The following is a 22,815-nucleotide window of genomic DNA, read 5'->3' on the forward strand; positions in this document are numbered from 1 at the left end:
GGCCCGCCGGCAACGGGTCAGCCCGGGTAGTCCACGACGTACTGCGGCGTCCCCTGGGTGCTGGCGTCCGACCGGCCCCCCACGTCGTTGACCACGTTCTCGATCACGCCGATCCCGTCCAGGTGGACGGTCATGACGTGGTGCAGCTGCACGCCCGGGGTGACCGGCACCTCGAACCCCGTCTCGGTGGTGATGCCGGGTTCTGCGTTGCGCTGGTAGCCGTAGACGCCGCCACCGTCCAGCCGGTGCTGCCGGACGTGGTCACCGACCTTGTAGCCGGCCCAGCCGAGCGTGCCGTCCGGCTCCTGCCAGTCGGCCTGCGACGGCGGGTCGTAGGGGATCTCGTTCTGGTACAGCACGACCCGGCCGCGCTCGCCGTTCCAGATGGTGTTGTGCTGCTGGAAGTGCTCGACGAAGAGGCCGGTGGCGGTGACGTCGTCGCCGTTGACGACCACGCCGTTGCGTCCGACGTTGGTCCGCCAGCGGTCGGTGTCGCCGTTGACGCCGGCGGTGAAGTCCTCCACCCCGTGGTCGGCGCGCCACACCCAGGTGTGGTCGATGAGCACGTGGTCGCTGTTCACCTGCAAGGCGACGTCGGTCTTCCCGACGTGCGGGCCGCCGACCCGGAAGTAGACGTCGGACAGCGTCGTCGGGTTCGCCGCGTCGGACCGGGACCGGCCCCGGTCGTCACCCACCTGCAGCAACACCGGGGACAGCCGGCTCCCGGCGTCGATGGTCATCCCGGCGACGACCACGCCGGGCACGTCCGCGATCTCCAGCGGGGTGACACCGCGGTCGGCCGTGAGCGTCGCCTGCCCGATGCCCAGCACGACGGTGTCGGCCCGCTTGACCTTGAGGCTGTGCGCGACGTCGTAGACCCCGGGGGTGAACAGCAGGTGCCCACCCCGGGCGAGCTGCGCGTTGATCCGCCCGAACCCGGTGTCCGGGGTGACGACGAGGAACTCCGACAACGGGATGGTGCGCCCGGCGGTCATCCCGTCGTCCCAGCTCACCCCGCGGGTGTCGCGCTGGGCGTCCGGCACCCGGACGGCGTAGCGGCCGCGCTCGTCCAGGAACAGGAACGGCTTCTCCCGGCTGACCGGGGTGGTCTCCAGGGTGGTGTACGGCGGGTCGGGGAACGTGGCGTCGGCCGGGGCGCTCTCGACGCCGGAGAAGACCTGGTTCCACACGCCGTTGGTCCACTCGGCGATCACGCTGTTGCGGGTGTACCACTGCTGCTGCGAGCCGTTGATGACGGTGCCGGCGGTCGAGTCGGCGATGAACCCGCCGCTGGCGTACTGCGGGCCGGCGGTGCAGTAGTCCTGCAGCGAGAGGGTGCCGCCCTGCACCTGGACCCGGCGCATGGACACCGCCTGGGAGACGGCCCAGAAGTTGGCCGAGGCGCGGCAGCCGTCCTGCCCGGTGCCGTTGACCTGGATGGTCAGGTTGGAGACGGTGCGCCAGAAGTTGTTCAGCGCGATGCAGTTGTCCGGGGCCAGGCAGCGGTTGTAGGTCTCGACCTTGCCGTTGATCACCACGTCGGACGGCGAGTCGCCGAGCCCCGAGATCTCCGTGTAGTAGCCGACCTTGATCTGCAGCGGGTCGCTGTCGGTGCCGTAGGTGCCCGGCGCGAAGAGGTAGGCGTAGCGCTCGGTGCCCATCTCGTTGTCGACCTGCTGGGCATAGGTGGCGTCGAGGGTGGCCTGGATCTGGTCGACCGGCATGCTCGGGTCGAAGACGGTGACGTTCGGGCCGAGGTCGGCCACACCTCCGCCCGGACCCCCGCCCCCGCCCGGCCCGTGGCCGGGTGGCGCGGCGCTCGCGGTCGCCGGGACGGCGAGCACCGCGAGTGGCAGGGCCAGGGTCAGCAGGCCACCGAGGTGGCGGCCACGGGCGGGCGCTCGTCGGAGTGGTGGGGACAACGGGCGGGCAGGGGCGCTGGGAGATGCCATGCGGGTCCTCGTCGTTGAGTAGGTGACACGTGTCACGTGACTCGGGTCACCGGGAGGGTCGACGAGGGGCAGAGCTGTGTCAAGAGGCCATCGGCGTGCCCTCGAGGCGCTGTGCCGTGGGTGGGGGGAGGGCCGATCCGCCCCCTCCCCCCACCGTCGGGGTCAGCGAGGGCTGCCGCCGCGGATCATCGGCTCCTCGCCGTCGTCACGTCCGGTCGGCGTGTTGGCCTCGGCCGCCGGGGTGACGCGGGCACCGGCGTCCGGCTGCTCGACCAGCACCTCGTCCCGAACGTCGGCCGCCGGCGGCTGCTCGACACCGGTCACCGGCTGCGCCGGGACCACCGGCGGCGCGGCAGGCACCTCGCGCGGCTGCGACTGGGGCTGCGACTCGGGCTGCGACTCGTCGTCCGACCCGCTCTTCGAGGCGGCCACGGCCGCTCCGGCAGCGGCGACCGCAGCGACGCCGGCGACCACGCTCTTCGCCGAGATGCCGGCCTTGCCGCTGTCGCCACGAGAGGACGCCGCGTCCTCGACGCCGGGCGTGCCGGCCCCCATCCCGGGCCGGACGGACCCGCGCCACGCACCGCTCGCGTAGCCCTCGTCCTCGATCAGGTCCTTGAACTTCGCCAGGTCCGACTTCACCTGCCGGCCCACGATGCCGAGCTTGTCGCCGGCCTGCTCGACCACGCCCTCGGGCTCGTACTCCAGCGTCAGGTGGACGATCGTGGACGCCGGACCCGCAGGCTCGAACCGGACGGCGCCGGCGTTGGTCGCGCCCCCCGTGGCGGCCCAGGCGATCTTCTGGTCGGGCACCTGCTCCAGGATGGCCGCGTCCCACTCCCGCTTCACCCCGGCGATCTCGGCCACCCAGTGCAGCCGCTGGTCACCGCGCTGCTGGACCTCCTTGACCCCGCCCATGAAGTGCGGGAAGTCCTCGAACTGCGTCCACTGGTCATACGCGGTGCGTACCGGGACGTCGACCTGGATGGACTCTTCGACCTTGGTGGTCATCGCCGTTCCTCCTCCGTAGCAGGACGTGCTCTGGCCCACCCCCTACCCCGTCGATCGGTGGATCCACGCGTCGGGGACCGGCCACCTGGCTGCTCGATCGGCGAAGATGACCTCGACGTCCCGAACCACTGGAGGAGCACCGTGGCCCGACCGCAGCAGGAGACCCCCGACGACTGGCACCGGCCGCTGCGGCACGTCCGCGCCGGCGAGCTGTCCGGGGAGACGGCACAGACCGCCGGCATGTCGCGGAGGGAGGCGATCTCGGCCACGACGGTCGGTTCGGAGCGGCTGTGGATGGGCGAGACCCGCGTGCCTCCGCACACCGGCTCCGGCGACCACCACCACGGCGACTCGGAGACGGCGATCCACGTCCTGCGCGGCCACCCGGTGTTCGTCTTCGCCGAGCACGGCGAGGAGGTGCGGCTGCAGACCGGCCCGGGCGACTACGTCTTCGTGCCCCCGTACACGCCGCACCGCGAGGAGAACCTCAGCGATGAGGAGGCCGTGGTGCTGATCGCCCGCAGCAGCCAGGAGGCGATCGTGGTGGCCCTGCCCTCGCTGACGCCGCAGGGCGGCGGCGCCGACGACTGATCCCCCTGCAGCCGTGCCTGCCCGCGGCTAGCGTCCGCGGCGTGACCGAGCCCGCGCGTCCGCCGTCCCCCCTCGACCTGCTGGCCGACCGTTTCGTCGACGCCTACGCCGCCGACCAGCCGACCGTGGCGACCTACATCGGCGTCCCCGGGCACGACGACCGCTGGCCCGACCTGACCCCCGCCGGGCACGCAGCCAGCGCCGACCTGCTGCGCCGCACCGTCGCCGAGGTGGAGCGGATCGAGCCGGTCGACCGGCGGGACGAGGTCGCCCGCAGCGCGATGCGCGAGCGGCTCGGCGCCGAGCTGGCGCTGCACGACGCCGGCTGGACGCAGGCTGCGCTCAACAGCATGGAGAGCCCGCTCCAGGACTTCCGCACCACGTTCGACCTGATGCCCACCGACACCGAGGAGGACTGGGCGGTCATCGCCCGGCGGATCGCCGGGATCCCCGAGGCGCTCGCCGGCTACGTGGCCGGGCTGACCGCCGCCGCCGACGAGGGCCGGGTCTCCGCCGTCCGGCAGGTGCGGCTGGCCGCCGGCATCGCCCGCCGTTGGGCCGGCGCCGGCGGGCAGCCCAGCTTCTATGCCGAGTTCACCGGCCGGGCGTCGGTGGGCGACGCGTTGCGCGCCGACCTCGACCGGGCGGTGGAGGGGGTGCACACCGCGCTCCTCGACTTCGCCGACACGGTCGAACGCGAGCTCCTCCCCCGCGCACCCCAGGCCGACGGCGTCGGCCGCGAGCGGTACGCGCTGGAGTCCCGGCTGTTCACCGGCGTGGACCTCGACCTGGAGGAGACCTACGCCTGGGGCTGGGCCGAGCTGGCCCGGGTCGTCGCCGAGAAGCGGGCGGTCGCCGAGCAGATCGCCCCCGGGAAGGGCATCGCCGAGGCGATGGCCGTGCTGGACGCCGACCCGGCCCGGCAGGTGCGCGGGCGCGAGGCGCTGCAGGCCTGGCTGCAGGACACGGCCGACCGGGCGATGACCGCGCTGGACGGCGTGCACTTCGACATCCCCGGCCCCGTGAAGCGGGTCGAGGGCCGGCTCACCCCCACCTCCGGCGAGGGCGTCTACTACACCGCCCCGACCGAGGACTTCAGCCGCCCCGGCCGGATGTGGTGGTCGCTGCCCGACGGCGTCACCGACATGACCACCTGGCGGGAGACGACCACGGTCTTCCACGAGGGCGTGCCCGGCCACCACCTGCAGATCGGGCAGACCGTCTACAGCGCCGCCCTGCTCAACCGCTGGCAGCGGCTGCTCTGCTGGTGCTCCGGGCACGGTGAGGGCTGGGCGCTGTACTCCGAGCGGCTGATGGGCGAGCTGGGCTTCCTCGACGACCCCGGCGACCGGCTGGGCATGCTCGACGCCCAGGAGCTGCGGGCCGCCCGCGTCGTCCTGGACATCGGGGTCCACCTGGACCTGCCCATCCCGCCCGGCCGGGCCGCCGGTGACCGCTGGACCTACGACGTCGCCCTGGCGTTCCTCCGCACGCACGTGGACATGGAGGACGCGATGCGGGTGGACGAGCTGCACCGCTACCTGGGCTGGCCGGGCCAGGCGCCGTCCTACAAGGTCGGCGAGCGGGTGTTCCTGACCTGCCGTGCGCAGGCCGAGCAGCGCGCCGGCGCGGGCTTCGACCTCAAGGCCTGGCACCGCGCCGTCCTCGACCTCGGGCCGCTGGGGCTGGGGCCGCTCGCGGCGGAGCTCGCCCGGTTCTGACCTCGACCGCCGGGTGGACGTCGCGGGTCCGGAACGTCCAGATCCAGCGCCGACGGCCGATCTCGATCTGGACGAACCGTTCGGTCCCGGTGGGCAGAACCTGACCCCGGACACGGCGTGTCGGGCCGATCTCCACATGCTCGTGAGGCCGCCGGGGCGGCTGTGACCCATGGGGTTCGGCGTCACATCCCCGACATTTGACGCCTCGGAATGACCCCCGTGTAATTCCTCTCGAAGTCACCGACGGTGACGAAACGGCAACCGCAACCGCGGTACGCCGGAACGAGACGCAGGGGGACGCATCGTGATGGCTGACGTGACGTGGATGAGCGACTACCGGACTGCTGCTGCCGAGGCGGCCCCGGTCACCTACGGGCAGGACGTCCTGGGCCTGGCCGACGTCTTCGACGCCGGCTTCCCGGGCATGGACACCGAGGACCAGAGCTGGCAGGAGCGCGCCCTGTGCGCCGAGACCGACCCGGAGGCGTTCTTCCCGGAGAAGGGCGGCTCGACCCGGGAGGCCAAGAAGATCTGCACCGGCTGCGAGGTCCGGGCCGAGTGCCTGGAGTACGCCCTGACCATGGACGAGCGCTTCGGCATCTGGGGCGGGCTCTCCGAGCGCGAGCGTCGTCGCCTCCGCCGCCGCGCCAGCTGAACGGCGCATCGCAGCCGGTGCGACGGGTAGGAGCGGCTCGTGCGAGCCATCACCTACACCCAGCCCGGCGGCCCTGACGTCCTGCAGCTCGTCGACCGCCCCACCCCCGACCCCGGTCCCGGTGAGGTGCGGGTGCGCCTGGCCTTCTCCGGCGTGAACCCCACCGACTGGAAGACCCGCAGCACCGCCCAGCCCGGCCCCGGCGGCCAGGTGCCCAACCAGGACGGCGCCGGCACGATCGACGCGGTCGGCGAGGGCGTCGACCCCGTGGTCGTCGGCGAGCGGGTGTGGGTCTGGGAGGCCGCGTGGCAGCGGCCGCACGGCACGGCGGCGGAGTACACCGTCGTCCCGGCCCGGCAGACCGTGCTCCTGGGCGCCGACCCCTCCTTCGAACTGGGCGCCGCCCTCGGCATCCCGTTCCTCACCGCACACCGCTGCCTCACCGTGGCGGAGTCACTCCCCGACCGGCTCGCCCCCGGCTCGCTGAACGGCCGCACCGTGCTGGTGCAGGGCGGCGCCGGCGCGGTCGGCAACGCGGCCATCCAGCTCGCCCGCTGGGCCGAGGCCACCGTCATCGCCACGGTCAGCTCCCCGGCGAAGGCACAGCTGGCCGCCAAGGCCGGCGCCGACCACGTCATCGACTACAAGCGGCAGGACGTCGTCACCGAGGTCGGCAAGATCGCGCCCACGGGCGTCGACTCCATCGTCGAGGTCTCCGCCGCGCAGAACGCCGCCACCGACGCCCAGGTGATCGCCCTGCACGGCGCGGTCGCCATGTACGCCGACGACGGCGGCGCCGAGGTGACCATCCCGGTGCGCGCCCAGATGGTCCCCAACGCCCGCTGGCAGTTCGTGCTCGTCTACACCGAGCCCGCCCGGGCGAAGGACATCGCCGTCGAGGACGTCAACTCCGCGGTGCTCGACGGCGCGGTCCGGGTCGGCGCGGACGCCGGGCTGCCGCTGCACGTCCACCCGCTGTCCGAGACCGCGGCCGCCCACCAGGCCGTCCAGGACGGCGCCGTCGGCAAGGTGCTCATCGACGTCACCGGCTGACGAAGGACCCGGACACGAGGACGCCCCCTCCCCCGGCTCAGGCCGGGAGAGGGGGCGTCGCCGTGCTCGGGTCAGGTCAGCGGGCCACGCGGAAGGGCACGCTCACCGGATCGGCGGACCGCTCACCCAGCGACTGCTGGGCGGTCAGCTCGTACGTCCCCGGGCGCAGCGTGCCCAGGGCCGCCCGCCAGGTGCCGTCCGTGCCGACGACGACCGTGCGCGTCATGCCGGCCGTCACCGTGACGGTGGCGCCGGGGGTGCCGGTGCCGGTGGCCGTGACCGCCGGCGACGTCGTCGTGTCGACCGCCGGCGAGGTGACCGTGAGGCCCTCGATGTCGGCCCGGGCGGTCAGCCACTCGTCCCGGCCGATCGGGTGGTCGACCACGCGGGTCTCACCGATGCAGCCGTTCCAGCCGTTGGTGGCCTGGTCGTCGACCCAGTCGGCACCGAAGATCCACGGCATCGCGTCGTCCAGCCCGTGGCCCACGGTGTTCGAGGCGTTGCGCAGCACCGGGGCACCGTCGACGTACATGGTCGTGGTGGCCGTGGCCGGGTCGTTCACGAGGGCCACGTGCGCCCACGTGTCGACCATGATCTCGCCGGACCACGAGGTGCGGTCACCCTTGGCGGTGTCGATCGGCACCTCGGTCCACTGGAACTCCTTGAGGTTCGACAGGCCCAGGGCCACCGGGGACGCCGTCCAGTCCCAGCGGGTCTGCGGCACGCCGATCTGTGAGCGGTTGCCCGAGCGCACGATCGCCTTCATCCACGCGTTGTCGGACTGGGTCCAGCTCTCGTCGATCTGGAGGAACGTCTCGATCGTGTAGCCGTTCTCGAGCGCCGCCAGGTTCACCGGCGCGTCCGCGCGGGTGGTCAGGTAGCTGTACCGGTCGGTCTGCTTGCTGGCGTTGCTGAAGCAGACCGCGGCTCCGTCCGAGGAGTACGGGTGCGCTTCCTGGGAGAAGTTCACGTCCCGCAGCTGTGCGGTCGGCGAGCCGGACCGGCTGATCGGCACGCGCATGAGGTTGTTGCGGTTGTTGCCCTCGACGTCGCGGATGACGCCGCCCTGGGCGACCACCCCGCGCAGCCCGTTCATCCGCCAGTGCGCCAGCGTCCCCTCGACCTGCGGGTAGTCCGCCGTCGAGCCCGGCAGCTCGGTGGTGACCGGGTCGGGGCTGACGAAGCCGTCCAGCAGGATGTCGCGCGCCGCCTGGGTGAGCGAGGGCTCGTCGGCGGAGCCGGCGGTGAACCCGGGGTTGAAGCCGGCGAACCGCTCGGAGAAGTCGATGTCCAGGGTGAACTGCTCGTTGGGGCCCTCGAGGAACGCCTGGTCGTAGGAGGTCAGCTTCTCCTGCGGCTTGGCGACCACCCACGGCGAGGCGGTCTGCGCCGAGATGGTGTCGTTGGTGAGGTCGAACTCGAACAGGCCGAGGTAGCCGTTCCCGCCCTCGTAGGCCATCTGGTAGTCCATCAGGACCTGGGTCACCGCGTGCCCGGCGTCGTTCTGCTTCACCAGCTGGGTCGCGCCGTGGAAGTGGCCGTTCAGGGTCATGAAGATCTGGTCGTTGCCCTTGATGAGCTGGTCCCAGAGCCGCAGGCCGTAGCCGGTCTCCTGCGGGGAGACCCCGTCGTCCTGGATGCCGATGATGTCGTGCGAGGTGAGGACGACCGGCACGGTCGGGTGCTGCGCCATCACCTCGTCGGCCCAGCGCAGGGTGGCGTCGGACGCCCGCCAGGACAGCGCCAGCACCATGAACTGCTGACCCTCGGCCTCGAACACGTGGTACTGGTTCATCCCCGTCGGGTCGCTGCCGCCGTAGGTCGACTGCTCGGCTGCCCGGTCAGGCCCGAACCAGCGCAGGAAGGGCTCCCGGGCCAGGTCGTACTGGTCGTCGTAGTGGTTGCTCGAGCTGTTCCGGACGTCGTGGTTGCCGGCCAGCACCGAGTACGGCAGGTCGGCGTCGTCCAGGGTCTGCATGGCGGCGTCGGCGGTGCGCCACTCGCCCTCCTGGTTGACCTGGTCCACGACGTCGCCGAGGTGGGTGACGAACGGGATGCGCAGCTCGTCCGCGTGCTCGGCGAGCCACTCGGTCTGGGCGGCGAAGGGGTTGTTGCCGTCGCCGTAGCGGTCGGGCCGCTCGAACTCCGACTCGGCGTACCGGGAGTAGAACTGGGTGTCCGGCAGGACGGCGAGGGTGAACCGGGAGGCCGGCTCGGTGGCAGCGGTCTCGACGGCCGCGGCCTCGACGGGCGCGGCCGCCGCCGGGCCGGCGGTGACCAGGCCGCCGGCGGTGGCGAGACCGGCGACCGTGGCGGCCACCCCGACCCCGGCGACGGCCCGCAGGCACGCCGTCCGGGCGGGGGTGGCGCCGCGGTGTGCGGGCCGTGGGCTGAGCAGGTGCATGGGGACGTCCTTCGACTGTGCTGGGGCGGTGGGGGGTCCCACCGCTCCAGCACGCTGTCGAGCGGCTGTGGCCGCTCGGTGTCCGCGCTGTGTACGCCGGACCAGCCGGACGTGAAGCGTCTAGATCATCTTCTCCGGCTCGGCCCGTACCGGAACCGCGACGGCAGGTGGACCCGGCCGGCTCCGCTCACCGCTGGCACGCTCGGCCGGGCCTCGGGCGGGGTCAACCGCCCAGCCGGCGGTGTCGCGAGCGCTGCTGCCCTGCCCGGGCGTCGAGCAGCGCCCGGGCACTGGTGGCCACGACCAGGTGCTCGTGGGACGTCGGATCGTCGACGGGGCGCCCCAGCAGTGCCTCGATCCGGGCCAGCCGCAGGTAGAGCGACTGCCGCTGCACGTGCAGCGCATCGGCTGTGCGGGTCCTGCCGCCCCCGTGCCGCAGGAGGACGGCGAGGGTCTGCACCAGGTCGCTGCCGTGCGCGGCGTCCCAAGCCAGCAACGGCGACAGCGCGTCGTCCACCAGGAGCGCCAGCGCCCGGTCGTCCAGCCTGCCCAGCAGCCGGAGCAGGGTCAGGTCGCGGGTGACCGCGGTCCCCCGTCCGAGCAGCGTGGCCACCGGCAGGGCGTCGTGCGCCTCCCGCAGGGAACGGCCGGCGTCGGCCACCGGGACCTCCGGGCCGACCGTGGTGACCGCCCCGGCAGCGGGGAGGACGCTCGCCAGCCACCCGGCCGGGTCGGGTCGGTCCGGGGCGGCAGGGACCGCGACGAGCCCCACGGCCTCCCCGCGGACCCGGTCGGCGAGCAGCTCCAGGTCGTGGGTCGACGCGACGTGGGCCCACGTCGCCAGCACCTGCCGAGGGTCGGGTGCGGACGCGGCGATGCCGAGCACCCGCGCATCCGGCGACGGGTGGAAACGCGCCAGTCCGGCGCGGACCAGCAGCTCACGGACCCCGGGGACGGCGTCGGCGAGCAGATCGGCGAGCAGCGGCGCCGCGAGGTCGCCGGGCGTCCCCGTTCCCGACTGCCCGACCGCCACCGCCGCCACACTCGCCAGCCGCGCCGCCAGCACCCGCAGCCCGGGCAGGTCGCAGCCGGGGCCGGGCCCCAGCAGGACCGACCCCCAGTCGACGTCCCAGATGCGGACCGGCGAGCTCGCCGCGGGCCGGCGGAGCAGCCGTTCGGTCGCCCGCTGGTCCCGCAGCCCCGCGGCGGCCACCACCTGCCCCGACCGGGTGACGAGTGCGGCCGGGCCGCCGGTCACAGCCGCGGCGCAGGACACCACTGCGGGGGTCCCGCCGCCGGCGGCCAGTGCCGCGTGCACCTCGTGCACCACCTGGTCGGCCAGCCGCAGCCGGGGCGCGTCCGCGTGCAGGATCGCGCCGTTGGCCTCCTCGGAGATGCGGATGAACGGCACGACCTGGCGCAACACGTACAGCGGCAGGCCGTGCCGGGTGGCCTCGTCGAGGATCTCGCCCGGCAGGTCCGGCAGTGACCGGCCCAGCTCCATGGCCACCGCCGACACCCGCTGGGCCGCCAGCTCGCGGACCCAGTGCCGCCGGGCGCCGGCGTCCACCCCGGCCAGGCCGAGGCCGGTGGTGAGCAGCAGGTCGCCGGCCGACAGCAGGGGGCCGATCTCGTAGATCTCACTGGAGTGGACCCAGCGGACGGTGGCGCCCAGCCGCGCGGGTGGGACGGCCACCTCCGGCCTGGCCTGCCGCACCGAGGGCAGGAGCAGGAACTCGGCCAGCGTCAGCGCCACAGGCGTCCTCCCGGTCGACAGTTCGTCATGGCCCGACAGGACGATCCCCGACACCGAGCGTATTGCCCACTCCTCGCCGCACGGCGGACCCTGCGGAGGACCAGCCCGCAGGTACATGGGCGACCGCCCCACGAGGAGGACCCGCATGACGACTCCCCAGCCACCGGACCAGGACCGCGCGTGGCTGGAGGTGGCCCTGGCGGAGGCCCGGACCGGCTTGTCCACCGGCGGGGTGCCGATCGGGGCAGCGCTGATCGGCCCGGACGGCACCGTGTGGGGCCGCGGCCACAACCGACGGGTGCAGGACGACGACCCGTCCGTCCACGCCGAGACGGCGGCGTTCCGGGCCGCCGGGCGACGCCCCACCTACCGCGGCACCACGATGGTGACCACGCTGTCCCCCTGTTGGTACTGCAGCGGGCTGGTGCGCCAGTTCGGCATCACCCGGCTCGTCGTCGGGGAGGCGCGCACGTTCAGCGGCGGGCACGACTGGCTCGCCGAGCACGGCGTGGAGGTCGTCGTCCTCGACGACCCGGGGTGCATCGACCTGATGACCGACTTCATCGCTGCCCAGCCGGCGCTGTGGAACGAGGACATCGGCGAGGACGGCGCAGAGCCGTCCGCCCGTACCGGTGCGGAGGCAGCCCGATGAGCGCCAGCACCAGCCGCCACGCGGAGTCCCCGGCCGCCGTCGTCGACCCCGACTACCCGATCGACCCGGTGCCCGCGTCGGCACGGCGGTCGCTGTTCTCGCTGTCCATCGTGCTGCTCGGGTTCACCTTCTTCACCCCGACGATGCTGGCCGGCGCGCAGATCGGGGCGGCCTTCTCCGCCACCAGCCTGATCTGGGTGCTGCTGCTGGGCAGCGCCGTGCTGGGCGTCTACGTCGGCGCGATCGGCGGCATCGGCGCCCGCACCGGGCTGACCACGGTGATGATGTGCCGCTACACGCTCGGCACGCGCGGCGCGAAGCTCGCCTCCCTGCTGCTCGGCGGCACCCAGATCGGCTGGTACGGCGTCACCGTCGCCACCCTCGCCCAGCTCACCGCCAGCGCACTCGGCTGGGACGGCCGCGGGCCGGAGGTGGCGCTGATGCTGGTCGGCGGCGCGGTGATGGGCGCGACGGCGTACTTCGGCTACAAGGGGATGTACGCGCTGTCGCTGGTCTCGGTGCCGCTGCTGCTGGCGCTCGCCGGATGGGTGACCTGGCGGTCGCTGGAGGAGGTCGGCGGCTGGAGCGGGCTGACGGCGATCGTGCCCAGCGAGACGATGACCGTCGCGGTCGCGGTGACGATCGTCGTCGGCACCTTCGCCTCCGGCGGCACCCAGGCGCCCAACTGGACCCGCTTCGCGCGCACCCCGTCGGCGGGCTTCTGGGCCTGCCTGGTCGCCTTCCTCGTCGGCGAGCTGCTGATGCTCGGCTTCGGCGCGGTCGGCGCCGTGGCGTTCGGGGAAGGCGACTTCGTGCTGGTGCTCTACCAGCTCGGCCTGGTCGGCTGGGGGCTGGTCTTCCTGGTGGCCAACCTCTGGACGACGAACGACAACACCGCCTACAACTTCGGCGTCGCCGGCGCCGAGATCGCCGACTCACGGTCGAAGAAGCCCTTCGTGGTGGGCGGTGTCGTGCTGGGCACGCTGCTGGCCGTCACCGGCATCTACGACAACCTGATCGACTACCTGGTGTGGCTGGGCATCCTGATCCCCCCGCTCGGCGGCGTGGTGATCGGCGACTTCCTGGCCCGCTGGCGGAACGGCATGTCCGGTGCCACGGCGCTGCTGCCGAGCGTCGAGTGGCGCAACATCGGCGTCTACGTGGTGGCCTCGATCGCCGCCTGGGCGAGCAACGAGGCCGGCTGGGGCATCCCGCCGGTGATCGGCGTCGTGGTGGCGGTCGTCGGCGTGCTGGTCGTGCAGCGCGGCCGGCGCCCGGCCCCGGTCGGCTGAGCCGGCGGACCGGCGCCTCGAGTGCGCAGTCCCGGTCGCCGACCCGCGGGGACACGCCGCGGCGGACGACCGGGACTGCGCACTCGACCGGCGAGGTCGCTCAGCCGAGGCCGAGGGAGCGGGCGATGAGCATCCGCTGCACCTCGCTCGTCCCCTCGCCGATCTCCAGGATCTTGGCGTCGCGGTAGAAGCGGCCGACCGGGAACTCGGTCATGAACCCGTACCCGCCGTGCACCTGGGTGGCATAGCGGGCGTTCTCCATCGCCATCTCCGAGCTGTACAGCTTGGCGATCGAGGCCTCCCGCTTGAACGGCTCACCGCGCAGCATCTTCTCCGCCGCCCGGTAGTAGGCCAGCCGCGCGGTCGAGGCCCGCACCTCCATGTCGGCGATCATGAACTGCACCGCCTGGTTGCGGCCGATCGGCTGCCCGAACGCCTCCCGCTCCCCGGCGTACTTGACCGACTCGTCGACGCACCCCTGGGCCAGCCCCACGGCCAGCGCGGAGATCGCGATCCGGCCCTCGTCCAGGATCGACAGGAACTGGGCGTACCCGCGCCCCCGCTCGCCCACCAGGTTCTCCGCGGGCACCCGGCAGTCGCTGAAGGAGAGCTCGCGGGTGTCCGAGGCGTTCCAGCCGACCTTCGCGTACCGCTTGCCGACGGCGAAGCCCGGGGTGCCCGACGGCACGATGATCGTGGAGATCTCCTTGCCGCCGTCGGCCTTGGTGCCGGTGACCGCGGTGACGATGACCAGGTCGGTGATCTCGGTGCCGGAGTTGGTGATGAACGCCTTCGAGCCGTTGATCACCCACTCGCCGTCCTCGAGCCGGGCGGTGGTCTTCGTGGCACCGGCATCGGAACCGCCACCGGCCTCGGTGAGCCCGAAGGCGCCCAGCGCCTCACCGGCGCACAGTCGGGGCAGCCACTGCTGCTTCTGCTCCTCGGTGCCGAAGCGGAAGATCGGCATCGCGCCCAGCGAGACCCCGGCCTCCAGGGTGATCGCCACCGAGCTGTCGACGCGGGCCAGCTCCTCCAGCGCCACGCACAGGGTGAAGTAGTCACCGCCCGAGCCGCCGTACTCCTCGGGGAACGGCAGGCCGAACAGCCCCAGCTCGCCCATCTGCCGCACGATGTCGGTGGGGAACTCGTCGCGTTCGTAGAACCCGCCGATCTGCGGTGCGATGACCTCCACGGCGAACTCGCGGACCACCTTCCGCAGCGCCTCGGTCTCCTCGTCGAGCCGGTAGTCCAGCACGGTCACTCCTCCTCGCCGGGCGCCGGTGGGGTCACCACGGCCACCCGCTCGTCGAGCCGGACCGACTGGCCGGCCGTCACCGGGAGCTCGGTGACCGTCCCCGCGAGCGGGGCGGTCAGCACGTGCTCCATCTTCATCGCCTCGACGACCAGCAGCGGGGTTCCCGCCTCCACCTGGTCCCCGAGGGACACCTGTACGACCGTGACCGTGCCGGGCATCGGTGCGGTCACCGCACCGTCGGACCCGGCCGCCGTCCCGGCCGTGGCGAGCCGTTCGTGCTCGCGCAGCCCGACCGCGTGCCCGTCCCCGGCGAGCCAGACCGTGCCCCCGGCGTGCACCACGGTGTAGCGGGTGGTGACGTCGTCGAGGGTCACGCCGAGCAGGTCGCCGTCCCGGTCGACCCGGGCGGTCATCGGCTCGCCGTCCCCGACGCGCACCTGCGCCGCCGTCGACCGGCCGCGCACCCGCACCGTCACCGGATCGGCGCCGGGCGCCTGCAGCCGGCGCACCGTCCAGGCCGGCTCGCCGAGCCGCCAGCCCGAGGTGTCCGCCCACGGGTCGACCGCTGCGCCCCGGGGCTCGACCTCGGCCAGCAGCGCCAGCGCCGCCGCGGCGTGGACGTGCGGGGGGATCGGCCGGGCACCGGTCAGCGCCTCGCCGCGGCGTTCGATCAGCCCGGTGTCCAGCCGGCCGGCGACGACGTCGGGGTCGGTCAGCAGGTCTCGCAGGAAGCCGGTGTTGGTGGCCACGCCCAGGACGGCGGTGTCACCGAGGGCGGTGACCAGCCGCGCGCGGGCGGTCTCCCGGTCCGGGCCCCAGGCGATCACCTTGGCCAGCATCGGGTCGTAGTCGGTGCCGATGACGCCGCCGACCCGCAGCGAGCTGTCCACCCGGACGCCGGCGCCGGTCGGCTCGACCAGCCCGACGACCGCACCGGCCTGCGGCAGGAACCCGCGCGCCGGGTCCTCGGCGTAGACCCGCGCCTCGATCGCGTGGCCGGTCAGCCGGACGTCGTCCTGCCCGATCGGCAGCCGCTCCCCGGCCGCCACCCGCAGCTGCAGCTCCACCAGGTCCAGCCCGGTGACGCACTCGGTGACCGGGTGCTCGACCTGCAGCCGGGTGTTCATCTCCAGGAAGAAGAAGTCCTGCGGGGAGTCGGCGTCGACGATGAACTCGACCGTCCCGGCGCCGGTGTAGCCGACCGCCCGGGCTGCCTCGACCGCCGCTGCGCCCATCGCCTGCCGCTGGGCCGGGGAGAGCAGCGGGGACGGCGCCTCCTCGATCACCTTCTGGTGCCGGCGCTGCAGGCTGCACTCCCGCTCGCCCAGGTGGACCACGGTGCCGTGCTCGTCGCCGAAGACCTGCACCTCGATGTGCCGGGAGTGCCCGAGGTAGCGCTCGACCAGCAGCGTGTCGTCGCCGAAGGAGCTGCGGGCCTCGCGGCGGGCACCGGCGATCTGCTCGGCCAGCTCGGCCGGGTCGCGCACCACCCGCATGCCCTTGCCGCCACCGCCGGCGCTGGGCTTGAGCAGCACCGGGAAGCCGACCTCGACCGCGGCCCGGGCGACCGCGGCGTCGTCCATGCCCGGCTCGGTGCGGCCTGGCACGACCGGCACCCCGGCGGCGGCGACGGTCTGCTTGGCCCGGATCTTGTCGCCCATCGCCTCGATCGCGGCGACCGGCGGGCCGATGAAGACGATCCCGGCCTTCTCGCAGGCGCGGGCGAACTCGACGTTCTCGGAGAGGAAGCCGTAGCCGGGGTGCACGGCCTGCGCGCCGGTGCGCCGGGCGGCGTCCAGCACCCGCTCGATGGACAGGTAGCTCAGCGCGGCCGGGGCGGGCCCGATCGGGACGGCGACGTCGGCCAGCCGGGTGTGCAGCGCACCGGTGTCGGCCTCGCTGTACACCGCGACCGAGCGGATGCCCATCGCCCGCAGCGTCCGGATGACCCGGACGGCGATCTCCCCGCGGTTGGCGACCAGGACGGTCTCGAACACGCCTCAGCACCCCCCACGGAAGGGGCCAAGAGCGCGACTCCGGCCCCAGGTGGGATCAGGCCGCCTTGCGGGTGCTCTTCGCGAGGACGACGTCGGCCTTGGTGGCCTTGACCAGCCGGCGCTTCTTGACGGTGTAGCCGGGCGGGAGCGTCCCCTCGGCGAGCGCCCGCAGCGGACAGCGACCGCACCGCGGCTTGTCGACGCAGCACTTCTTCTTGGGCATCTTGGCCGGCTTCCCCACGCGGTGAGGTTAGCCATGCCTTGCCGACCCGTCCACGGGTGCGGCGTGTCGCCCGATACCGTTCGAGGGACGTCACCCAGCGACCTACAGGAGTCCCGATGGCCGCCGATGCCTTCATCGACCTGCTCAACGCCCAGATCGGCCACGAGTTCGCCGCCCACCAGCAGTACGTCGCCTGCGCCATCTACTTCGACGAGCAGACCATGCCGCAGACCGCGCAGCTGTTCTTCGACCAGGCCGGCGAGGAGCGCGACCACGCGATGATGATGGTCCGCTACCTGCTCGACGCCGACGCCCCGGTGAAGATCCCCGGCATCGCGGCCCCGACCACCGAGTTCTCCGACGTCGTGGCGCCGGTCGCCCTCGCCCTGGAGCAGGAGAAGCGGGTCACCGAGCAGATCAACCAGCTCACCGCGGTCGCCCGGCAGCACAACGACTTCGCCTCCGACCAGTTCATGCAGTGGTTCATCAAGGAGCAGGTCGAGGAGGTCAGCAAGATGAGCGACCTGCTCACCGTCGTCCGCCGCTCGGCCCACGACGTGGAGCAGATCGAGGACTACGTGCTGCGCGAGGTCAAGCCCGAGGGCACCGACCCGATGGCCCCCGCGATCGCCGGCGCCACCAACTGACCCCGCTCCGGTCCCACCGAAATGGCCATTTTGGTGGGACCAGGGCGACCGCTCACATCCGGAAGACGCCATAGCCGACCTCCTCGAGGGGGGCGTTGGCGCACGCGGAGAGCGCGAGCCCGAGCACGGTGCGGGTCTGGGCGGGGTCGATGACGCCGTCGTCCCAGAGCCGGGCGGTGGCGTGGTACGGGTGGCCCTGCTCCTCGTAGCGCTGGCGGATCGGCGCCTTGAACGCCTCCTCGTCCTCGGCGCTCCAGTCGTCCCCGAGCCGGTCCCGGCGGACCTGCGCCAGCACGCTGGCCGCCTGCTCCCCGCCCATCACCGAGATGCGGGCGTTGGGCCAGGTGAACAGGAACCGGGGTGAGTACGCCCGGCCGCACATCGAGTAGTTGCCGGCGCCGAACGAGCCACCGATGACGACGGTCAGCTTGGGCACCCGCGCGCAGGCCACGGCGGTGACCATCTTCGCGCCGTGCTTGGCGATGCCGCCGGCCTCGTAGTCGCGGCCGACCATGAACCCGGAGATGTTCTGCAGGAACAGCAGCGGGGTCTTGCGCCGGTCGCACAGCTCGATGAAGTGCGCGCCCTTGAGCGCGGACTCACCGAACAGGACGCCGTTGTTGGCGATGATCCCCACCGGGTGCCCGTGCAGCCGGGCGAAGCCGGTGACCAGCGTGGACCCGTACAGCGGCTTGAACTCGGCGAACCGGCTGCCGTCGACCAGCCGGGCGATCACCTCGCGGACGTCGTAGGGCGTGCGCGTGTCGACCGGGACGACGTCGTAGAGGCTCTCCGCCGGGTACGCGGGCTCCTCGACCGGCTCGACGTCCCAGGGCCGGGGCTCGCGCGGGCCGAGGGTGCCGACGATCTGCCGGACGATCTGCAGCGCGTGCGCGTCGTCCTCGGCGAGGTGGTCGGTGACGCCGCTGACCCGGGAGTGCAGGTCGCCGCCGCCGAGGTCCTCGGCGCTGACCTCCTCCCCCGTCGCCGCCTTCACCAGCGGCGGGCCGCCCAGGAAGATCGTGCCCTGGCCGCGGACGATGACCGCCTCGTCGCTCATCGCCGGCACGTAGGCACCGCCGGCGGTGCACGACCCGAGGACGGCGGCGATCTGCGGGATCCCGGCCTTGGACAGGTTCGCCTGGTTGAAGAAGATCCGACCGAAGTGTTCGCGGTCGGGGAAGACCTCGTCCTGCAGCGGCAGGAAGGCCCCGCCGGAGTCGACCAGGTAGATGCAGGGCAGCCGGTTCTCCTTGGCCACCTCCTGCGCCCGCAGGTGCTTCTTCACCGTCATCGGGTAGTAGGTGCCGCCCTTGACGGTGGCGTCGTTGGCGACGACGACCACCTCGCGACCGGCCACCCGCCCGACCCCGGTGATGATCCCGGCGGCCGGCGCCTCGTCGTCGTAGAGGCCGTGCGCGGCCAGCGGCGACAGCTCCAGGAACGGGCTCCCGGGGTCCAGCAGCGCGTCGACGCGCTCGCGGGGCAGGAGCTTGCCGCGGTCGGTGTGCCGCTGCCGGGCCCGCTCACCCCCACCGAGCGCCACCCGGGCCAGCTGCGCGGCCAGCGCGGCGGCCAGGCCGGCGTGGTGCGCGGCGTTGCCGGCCACCGCCGGGTCCGCCGACGGGGCACTGGGCAGCACCGGTGCGTCCACGGGAGTGAGGTTAACCACGGTTCACAGTGTTGGTCCAGGGTGAACGGCGATTAACCTGACGCCGTGACGTCCCAGCAGGACAGCGCCCTGCACAGCGACGCGGCGAACCCGTCCCGCCGGGAGCAGATCCTGCGCGCGGCCGCCCAGCTCTTCGCCGAACGGGGCTCGCGCGCGGTCGGCGTCGACGACGTGGGCGCCGCGGTGGGGGTGACCGGCCCGGCGATCTACCGGCACTTCGCCAGCAAGGACGCCATGCTGGCCGAGATGCTGCTGCGGATCAGCGAGCGGCTGCTGGCCGGCGGCACCGAACGGGTCGCGGCGGCCGGGGCGTCACCGGTCGACCAGCTGCGCGCCCTGGTGGAGTTCCAGGTCGACTTCGCGCTGGACAACCCCGCGTTGATCACGGTGCAGGACCGCGACCTCGGCGCACTGACCGACCGGGACGCCCGCCAGGTGCGGCAGCTGCAGCGGCGCTACGTCGAGGAGTGGGTCGCCGTGCTGGCCCGGCTCCACCCCGAGGCCTCGACGGCGGCCTGCCGCGCTCGGGCGCACGCGCTCTTCGGGCTGATCAACTCCACCCCGCACAGCGCAGGCCGGGTCGCCCGCCCGGCGATGGCCGGGTTGCTGGCCGAGATGGCGATCGCCGCCGCCCTCGCCTGAACGGCCCCGCTGCAGGGCCCCGCCGCGAGCTCGCGAGCGGTGGGGGGCAGCGGGGTCCTTCTTCAGTTGGCGTCGACCCCGTCGCCGGGCAGCGAGAGCCCGGCGCTGGCCAGGGCGTCCAGCGCCGAGGTGGCGCCCCGCTCGGCCCCGGCCCACGAGGTCTCCACGATGCTGACCGTGGCGCCCTGCTGACTGCTGGCGTACTGCGCGCCGGAGAGCCCCTGGGGAGCACCCTCGTAGCTCGCGCCTTCGCGCAGCAGGTCGCTGACGTTGCCGCTGCCGTCGGTGTCGGCCAGCGACCGGAGCGCCTGCGCGCTCGCCGGGTCGGGCATGGTCACCCGGGCCACCGAGACGACGGCGGGCAGGCCCTCGACCTCGGCCGACCACAGCGCCCGGTCCAGGTCGGTGCAGTCGTTGTTGGCGAAGAACCCGGCGACGGCGTCGTAGGAGTGCCCGATGCAGGTCGAGTTCTCCTCGACCACGCGCAGCGTGAAGGTGGTGCCGTTGACGACCGCGGTGGCGCCGACGACGGGGCCCGGGGCCGCCGACGTGGCGGGTGCTGAGCCGGCGGTCGCGCCCGCCGTCGTCGCCCGCGCGTCGCCGTCGTCGTCGCTGAGCGCCAGGACGCCCACGACGACGAGCAGCGCCACCACCGCCAGCGCCGCCAGCACCAGGGCGACCTGCCTGCCGCGGGAGGAGTCACCCCGGGCGGTCGCCGTGCTGCCCCCCGCCGGTCCGACGGACCGCACCTGCGGGCGGGGACGGAGCTCCGGCGGCAGCTCGCGCAGCCGCGGTGGGGTGGGCTCCGCGACGGGCGCCGAGGCGCCGGCGGCACCGAAGAGCCCACCCAGCCCACCGGTGTCGTCCGCCGAGGGCGCGGCCGGCTCGTGGACCAGCGCCATGGTGTCGCCGGGGCGGCCCGGCGGCCGGCGGTCCGAGGGAGCCTCCTCCGCGGGCGGGGCGGCGGCGGACTGCGGCGCGACGTCCCTCCGCTCGGCGGCCTCCTGCGCCTCGACGGCGGCGGCGGCGATCCGGGCGGCGGCGGCCGGGTCGACCAGCGGCCCGGCCTCGCCGCTGCTGCGCCTCGCCCCGTCCGCTGGTGCGGACGTCGGCGCGGCGACGGTGGTACGGCGGGGTGCGGCGTTCAGCGCGGCCGGGGTCAGCAGGTCCGGACGGCGCAGCACGTAGGGCGAGTAGGGGAACCCCTCGCCGTTGAGCTCCTCGACCGTGGGGATCCGGCCGGCCATGCCGAGGGCCTCGATGCCGGCCCGGACGTCGGCCGTCGTCCACAGTCGGGGGTTGTCCGTGCCCGCGTGCCGGGCCGCGCGGGCGACCCCGAGCTGCAGCGAGCCCGAGTCCAGGAGGGCGACCTGGTCACCCTCGCCCAGGTCGCCGTCGGCCGGCAGCAGTCCGGTCACCGAGCCGGTGAGGACGGTGAGCCGGGCGATCCGCCCGGGCTCCAGCCCGGCCTGCCGCAGCGTCACGGCGGCGTGCATGCCCGACCGCATCAGGCCGTCGAGTGGGTTGGAGCCCCCACCGGCCAGCTGGAGCACCTCACCGGGGCCGTCGCCGGGACCGATGGTCCAGGCGCCCTCGGGTGAGGCGGTGACGACGCCGGACTGGCGCTCCACCTCGACCACCCGGACGACGGCGACGCCCTCGGGCACGAACAGCACGGCGTCGGACTGCCGGCGCTGCATCGGCCCCTCGACGACCGGCAGTGCGGCCATCACCGCACCGCGCACGCCGCTGCCGGTGTCCCAGCCGGCGAGTTCGGCGAAGAACGCACGCTCGGCCGCTGTCTGCAGCGGCGTCGGCGTGAGGATCAGCACGGACTCTCCAGGGGCAGGCAGCGGGGCGCGGCGGGACGGGTGCGGCCGCGGCGGGCGCCGCGGCGGCTGGGCGGCGGACCGGTTCGACGTTACGTCATCGACCGGCCCGTCCCGGGCTCAGCGCGAGGACGCGCCGCCGTCCGTGACCGCGACCGGCGTGTCCGCGGCCGAGGGGCGGCCCGGCTCCAGCGGCGCCTGCCAGCGGACCCACCAGGAGCTCCTGGTCAGCACGTCCAGTGCGCCCCACAGCACGGCGAGGCCGGCGGCCACCAGGGGCAGGGCCGACCAGTTCCACGGCGGGATGACGTCGAGCGTCGACTGGACCACCGCCGCGGCGGCCACTCCCCCGGTGACGGCCAGGCCGGCCAGCCAGCCCGGGACCCGGGCGAGCACGGCCAGGTCGACGAGGACCGCGCCGGCCAGCAGCATCAGCGGCAGGACCGAGGGCGGGAAGCCGGTGGCGTCCAGCAGCAGCCCGGTCACCGCCCGGTAGGCGAGGTAGACCCCGGCCAGGGTCGTCGCCGTCCAGCGCAGGCCGACGGTCCTGCGGGCCACCACCAGGGCGAGCAGCCCGGCGCAGACCAACCAGGCCGGGTGCACCCAGGCGGGCACCGGGAGCATGAACTGGATCGGGGTCTGCCCCTGGGAGGCGGCGAAGTCGAGCAGCTGCGGTTCGGCGGTGGTGCGGCCGGCGCGGTAGTCGGCCAGGGACAGCACCCCGTACTCCTGGTGCTGGTTGGGGAAGAGCAGGTTCTCCACGAAGAACAGCCACAGCCCCAGCGACACCAGGTCGCGCAGCCGGCCGGGTGCCGCGTAGAGCCACCAGCCCCGGATGGCACCGGCGAGCATGATCGCCGTCCCCACGTACAGCAGCGCGTGGCTGGGGCTCCAGCTGGTGATGTCCAGCCCGTTGATGCGGTGGTTGAGGACGTCGATCGGGACGGCGACCAGGAAGGTGCCGATGCCGGCCTGCATGAGCTGCAGTGCCCGCCGGTCGACGCCGTAGCCGCTGTAGCTGTGGAAGACGACGAGGGCGACGACGAGCACGGTGCCGGCCGAGTTGAGCAGGTGCGGCGGGGCCAGGTCGTCGCGCAGCCACTTGAAGTGCCAGGAGACGTCCCAGGAGGAGCCGAGCATCTTCAGCGCGAACGCAGCCAGCCAGGCCGTGTAGACCCAGCGCAGCTCGTCCTGGCTGGTGGGCCGGCCGGGGCGGCCGGGGGTCAGGTAGGCCTGCCAGAGCCAACGCAGGAGCGCGATCGGGTGCCGGAACGCGGCGCCCGGCGAGGCCGGTGCCGGCACCGCCGTGTCGGAGCGCGGGGTGAGGGAGGTGCTGGAGGACACGAGCGGCTCCGCGAGGTCGGTGCAGGAGCCCGGACTGTAGCGGCGGGAGATGGCCCGGAGACCCGATTGCCGGAGCGGACCGGGAGCGGTGGGGCGGGTGTGGCCGGTGGTCCGCCGAG

18 protein-coding genes are annotated in these 22,815 nt (G+C 73.6%); 8 read left to right on the plus strand and 10 right to left on the minus strand.

Going from position 1 to position 22,815, the window contains the following annotated elements:
• Positions 1-17 precede the first annotated feature (17 nt).
• Both O2W15_RS00680 and O2W15_RS00685 read right to left on the minus strand, forming a co-directional pair.
• The gene (locus tag O2W15_RS00680) at positions 18-1,952 is read right to left on the minus strand and encodes a glycosyl hydrolase family 28-related protein (RefSeq protein WP_269177979.1); all 1,935 of its coding nucleotides are present in this window, start codon (positions 1,950-1,952) and stop codon (positions 18-20) included.
• Between the two features lie 162 nt (positions 1,953-2,114).
• The gene (locus O2W15_RS00685) at positions 2,115-2,963 is read right to left on the minus strand and encodes an SRPBCC family protein (RefSeq protein WP_269177980.1); all 849 of its coding nucleotides are present in this window, start codon (positions 2,961-2,963) and stop codon (positions 2,115-2,117) included.
• 141 nt (positions 2,964-3,104) lie between these two features.
• Here O2W15_RS00685 and O2W15_RS00690 point away from each other — a divergent pair, with 141 nt between their 5' ends.
• The 4 genes from O2W15_RS00690 to O2W15_RS00705 all read left to right on the plus strand — a co-directional run bounded on the left by O2W15_RS00690 (position 3,105) and on the right by O2W15_RS00705 (position 6,983).
• Positions 3,105-3,554, plus strand: a complete 450-nt coding sequence (locus O2W15_RS00690) for a cupin domain-containing protein (protein ID WP_269161859.1) — start codon at positions 3,105-3,107, stop codon at positions 3,552-3,554.
• A 41-nt stretch (positions 3,555-3,595) separates the two neighbouring features.
• Positions 3,596-5,275, plus strand: a complete 1,680-nt coding sequence (locus O2W15_RS00695; RefSeq protein WP_269177981.1) for a DUF885 domain-containing protein — start codon at positions 3,596-3,598, stop codon at positions 5,273-5,275.
• Positions 5,276-5,582: 307 nt separating this feature from the next.
• Positions 5,583-5,930 (plus strand): WhiB family transcriptional regulator, encoded by a 348-nt coding sequence (locus O2W15_RS00700; RefSeq protein ID WP_269161857.1) that lies wholly within the window; start codon positions 5,583-5,585, stop codon positions 5,928-5,930.
• 39 nt (positions 5,931-5,969) lie between these two features.
• Complete coding sequence (locus O2W15_RS00705) at positions 5,970-6,983, plus strand: NADPH:quinone reductase (protein ID WP_269177982.1); 1,014 nt, start codon at positions 5,970-5,972, stop codon at positions 6,981-6,983.
• Between the two features lie 76 nt (positions 6,984-7,059).
• Here the strand turns inward: O2W15_RS00705 and O2W15_RS00710 are convergent, their stop codons facing one another.
• Together O2W15_RS00710 and O2W15_RS00715 are read right to left on the minus strand one after the other, a co-directional pair.
• Positions 7,060-9,387, minus strand: coding sequence for a metallophosphoesterase (locus tag O2W15_RS00710; protein ID WP_269177983.1), 2,328 nt, complete (start codon positions 9,385-9,387; stop codon positions 7,060-7,062).
• 223 nt (positions 9,388-9,610) lie between these two features.
• Positions 9,611-11,143, minus strand: coding sequence for a helix-turn-helix domain-containing protein (locus O2W15_RS00715; RefSeq protein ID WP_269177984.1), 1,533 nt, complete (start codon positions 11,141-11,143; stop codon positions 9,611-9,613).
• A gap of 145 nt (positions 11,144-11,288) precedes the next feature.
• Between O2W15_RS00715 and O2W15_RS00720 the strand changes: the two genes are divergently transcribed.
• Positions 11,289-11,795, plus strand: a complete 507-nt coding sequence (locus O2W15_RS00720; protein ID WP_269177985.1) for a nucleoside deaminase — start codon at positions 11,289-11,291, stop codon at positions 11,793-11,795.
• Positions 11,792-13,087 (plus strand): cytosine permease, encoded by a 1,296-nt coding sequence (gene codB, locus O2W15_RS00725; protein ID WP_269177986.1) that lies wholly within the window; start codon positions 11,792-11,794, stop codon positions 13,085-13,087. Before O2W15_RS00720 ends, codB begins: the two co-directional genes overlap by 4 nt.
• 100 nt (positions 13,088-13,187) lie before the next feature.
• Here the strand turns inward: codB and O2W15_RS00730 are convergent, their stop codons facing one another.
• Genes O2W15_RS00730 through O2W15_RS00740 form a run of 3 tightly spaced genes read right to left on the minus strand, consistent with a single transcriptional unit; the run spans position 13,188 to position 16,580 of the window.
• Complete coding sequence (locus O2W15_RS00730) at positions 13,188-14,342, minus strand: acyl-CoA dehydrogenase family protein (RefSeq protein ID WP_269177987.1); 1,155 nt, start codon at positions 14,340-14,342, stop codon at positions 13,188-13,190.
• A gap of 2 nt (positions 14,343-14,344) precedes the next feature.
• A complete protein-coding gene (locus O2W15_RS00735) occupies positions 14,345-16,339 on the minus strand; it encodes an acetyl-CoA carboxylase biotin carboxylase subunit (RefSeq protein ID WP_269177988.1) in 1,995 nt (664 codons plus the stop codon).
• A gap of 55 nt (positions 16,340-16,394) precedes the next feature.
• Positions 16,395-16,580 (minus strand): hypothetical protein, encoded by a 186-nt coding sequence (locus tag O2W15_RS00740; protein ID WP_164702154.1) that lies wholly within the window; start codon positions 16,578-16,580, stop codon positions 16,395-16,397.
• Positions 16,581-16,678: 98 nt separating this feature from the next.
• On the opposite strand from O2W15_RS00740, the gene O2W15_RS00745 reads away from it, so the two are divergent.
• Positions 16,679-17,209, plus strand: coding sequence for a ferritin (locus O2W15_RS00745; RefSeq protein ID WP_269161849.1), 531 nt, complete (start codon positions 16,679-16,681; stop codon positions 17,207-17,209).
• 52 nt (positions 17,210-17,261) lie between these two features.
• Here the strand turns inward: O2W15_RS00745 and O2W15_RS00750 are convergent, their stop codons facing one another.
• Positions 17,262-18,863 carry a carboxyl transferase domain-containing protein gene (locus O2W15_RS00750; RefSeq protein WP_269177989.1) on the minus strand — a complete coding sequence of 534 codons (1,602 nt, stop codon included), beginning with the start codon at positions 18,861-18,863 and terminating at the stop codon, positions 17,262-17,264.
• 63 nt (positions 18,864-18,926) lie between these two features.
• Here O2W15_RS00750 and O2W15_RS00755 point away from each other — a divergent pair, with 63 nt between their 5' ends.
• Complete coding sequence (locus tag O2W15_RS00755; RefSeq protein WP_269177990.1) at positions 18,927-19,523, plus strand: SACE_7040 family transcriptional regulator; 597 nt, start codon at positions 18,927-18,929, stop codon at positions 19,521-19,523.
• Positions 19,524-19,585: 62 nt separating this feature from the next.
• On the opposite strand, the gene O2W15_RS00760 is transcribed toward O2W15_RS00755, so the two are convergent.
• Together O2W15_RS00760 and O2W15_RS00765 are read right to left on the minus strand one after the other, a co-directional pair.
• On the minus strand, positions 19,586-21,355 hold the full coding sequence (locus O2W15_RS00760) for a hypothetical protein (RefSeq protein WP_269177991.1): 1,770 nt from the start codon (positions 21,353-21,355) through the stop codon (positions 19,586-19,588).
• A 117-nt stretch (positions 21,356-21,472) separates the two neighbouring features.
• Positions 21,473-22,696 carry a hypothetical protein gene (locus O2W15_RS00765; RefSeq protein WP_269177992.1) on the minus strand — a complete coding sequence of 408 codons (1,224 nt, stop codon included), beginning with the start codon at positions 22,694-22,696 and terminating at the stop codon, positions 21,473-21,475.
• Positions 22,697-22,815 lie beyond the last annotated feature (119 nt).

Source organism: Modestobacter sp. VKM Ac-2979 (assembly GCF_026967995.1).
Taxonomy (GTDB): Bacteria; Actinomycetota; Actinomycetes; order Mycobacteriales; family Geodermatophilaceae; genus Modestobacter.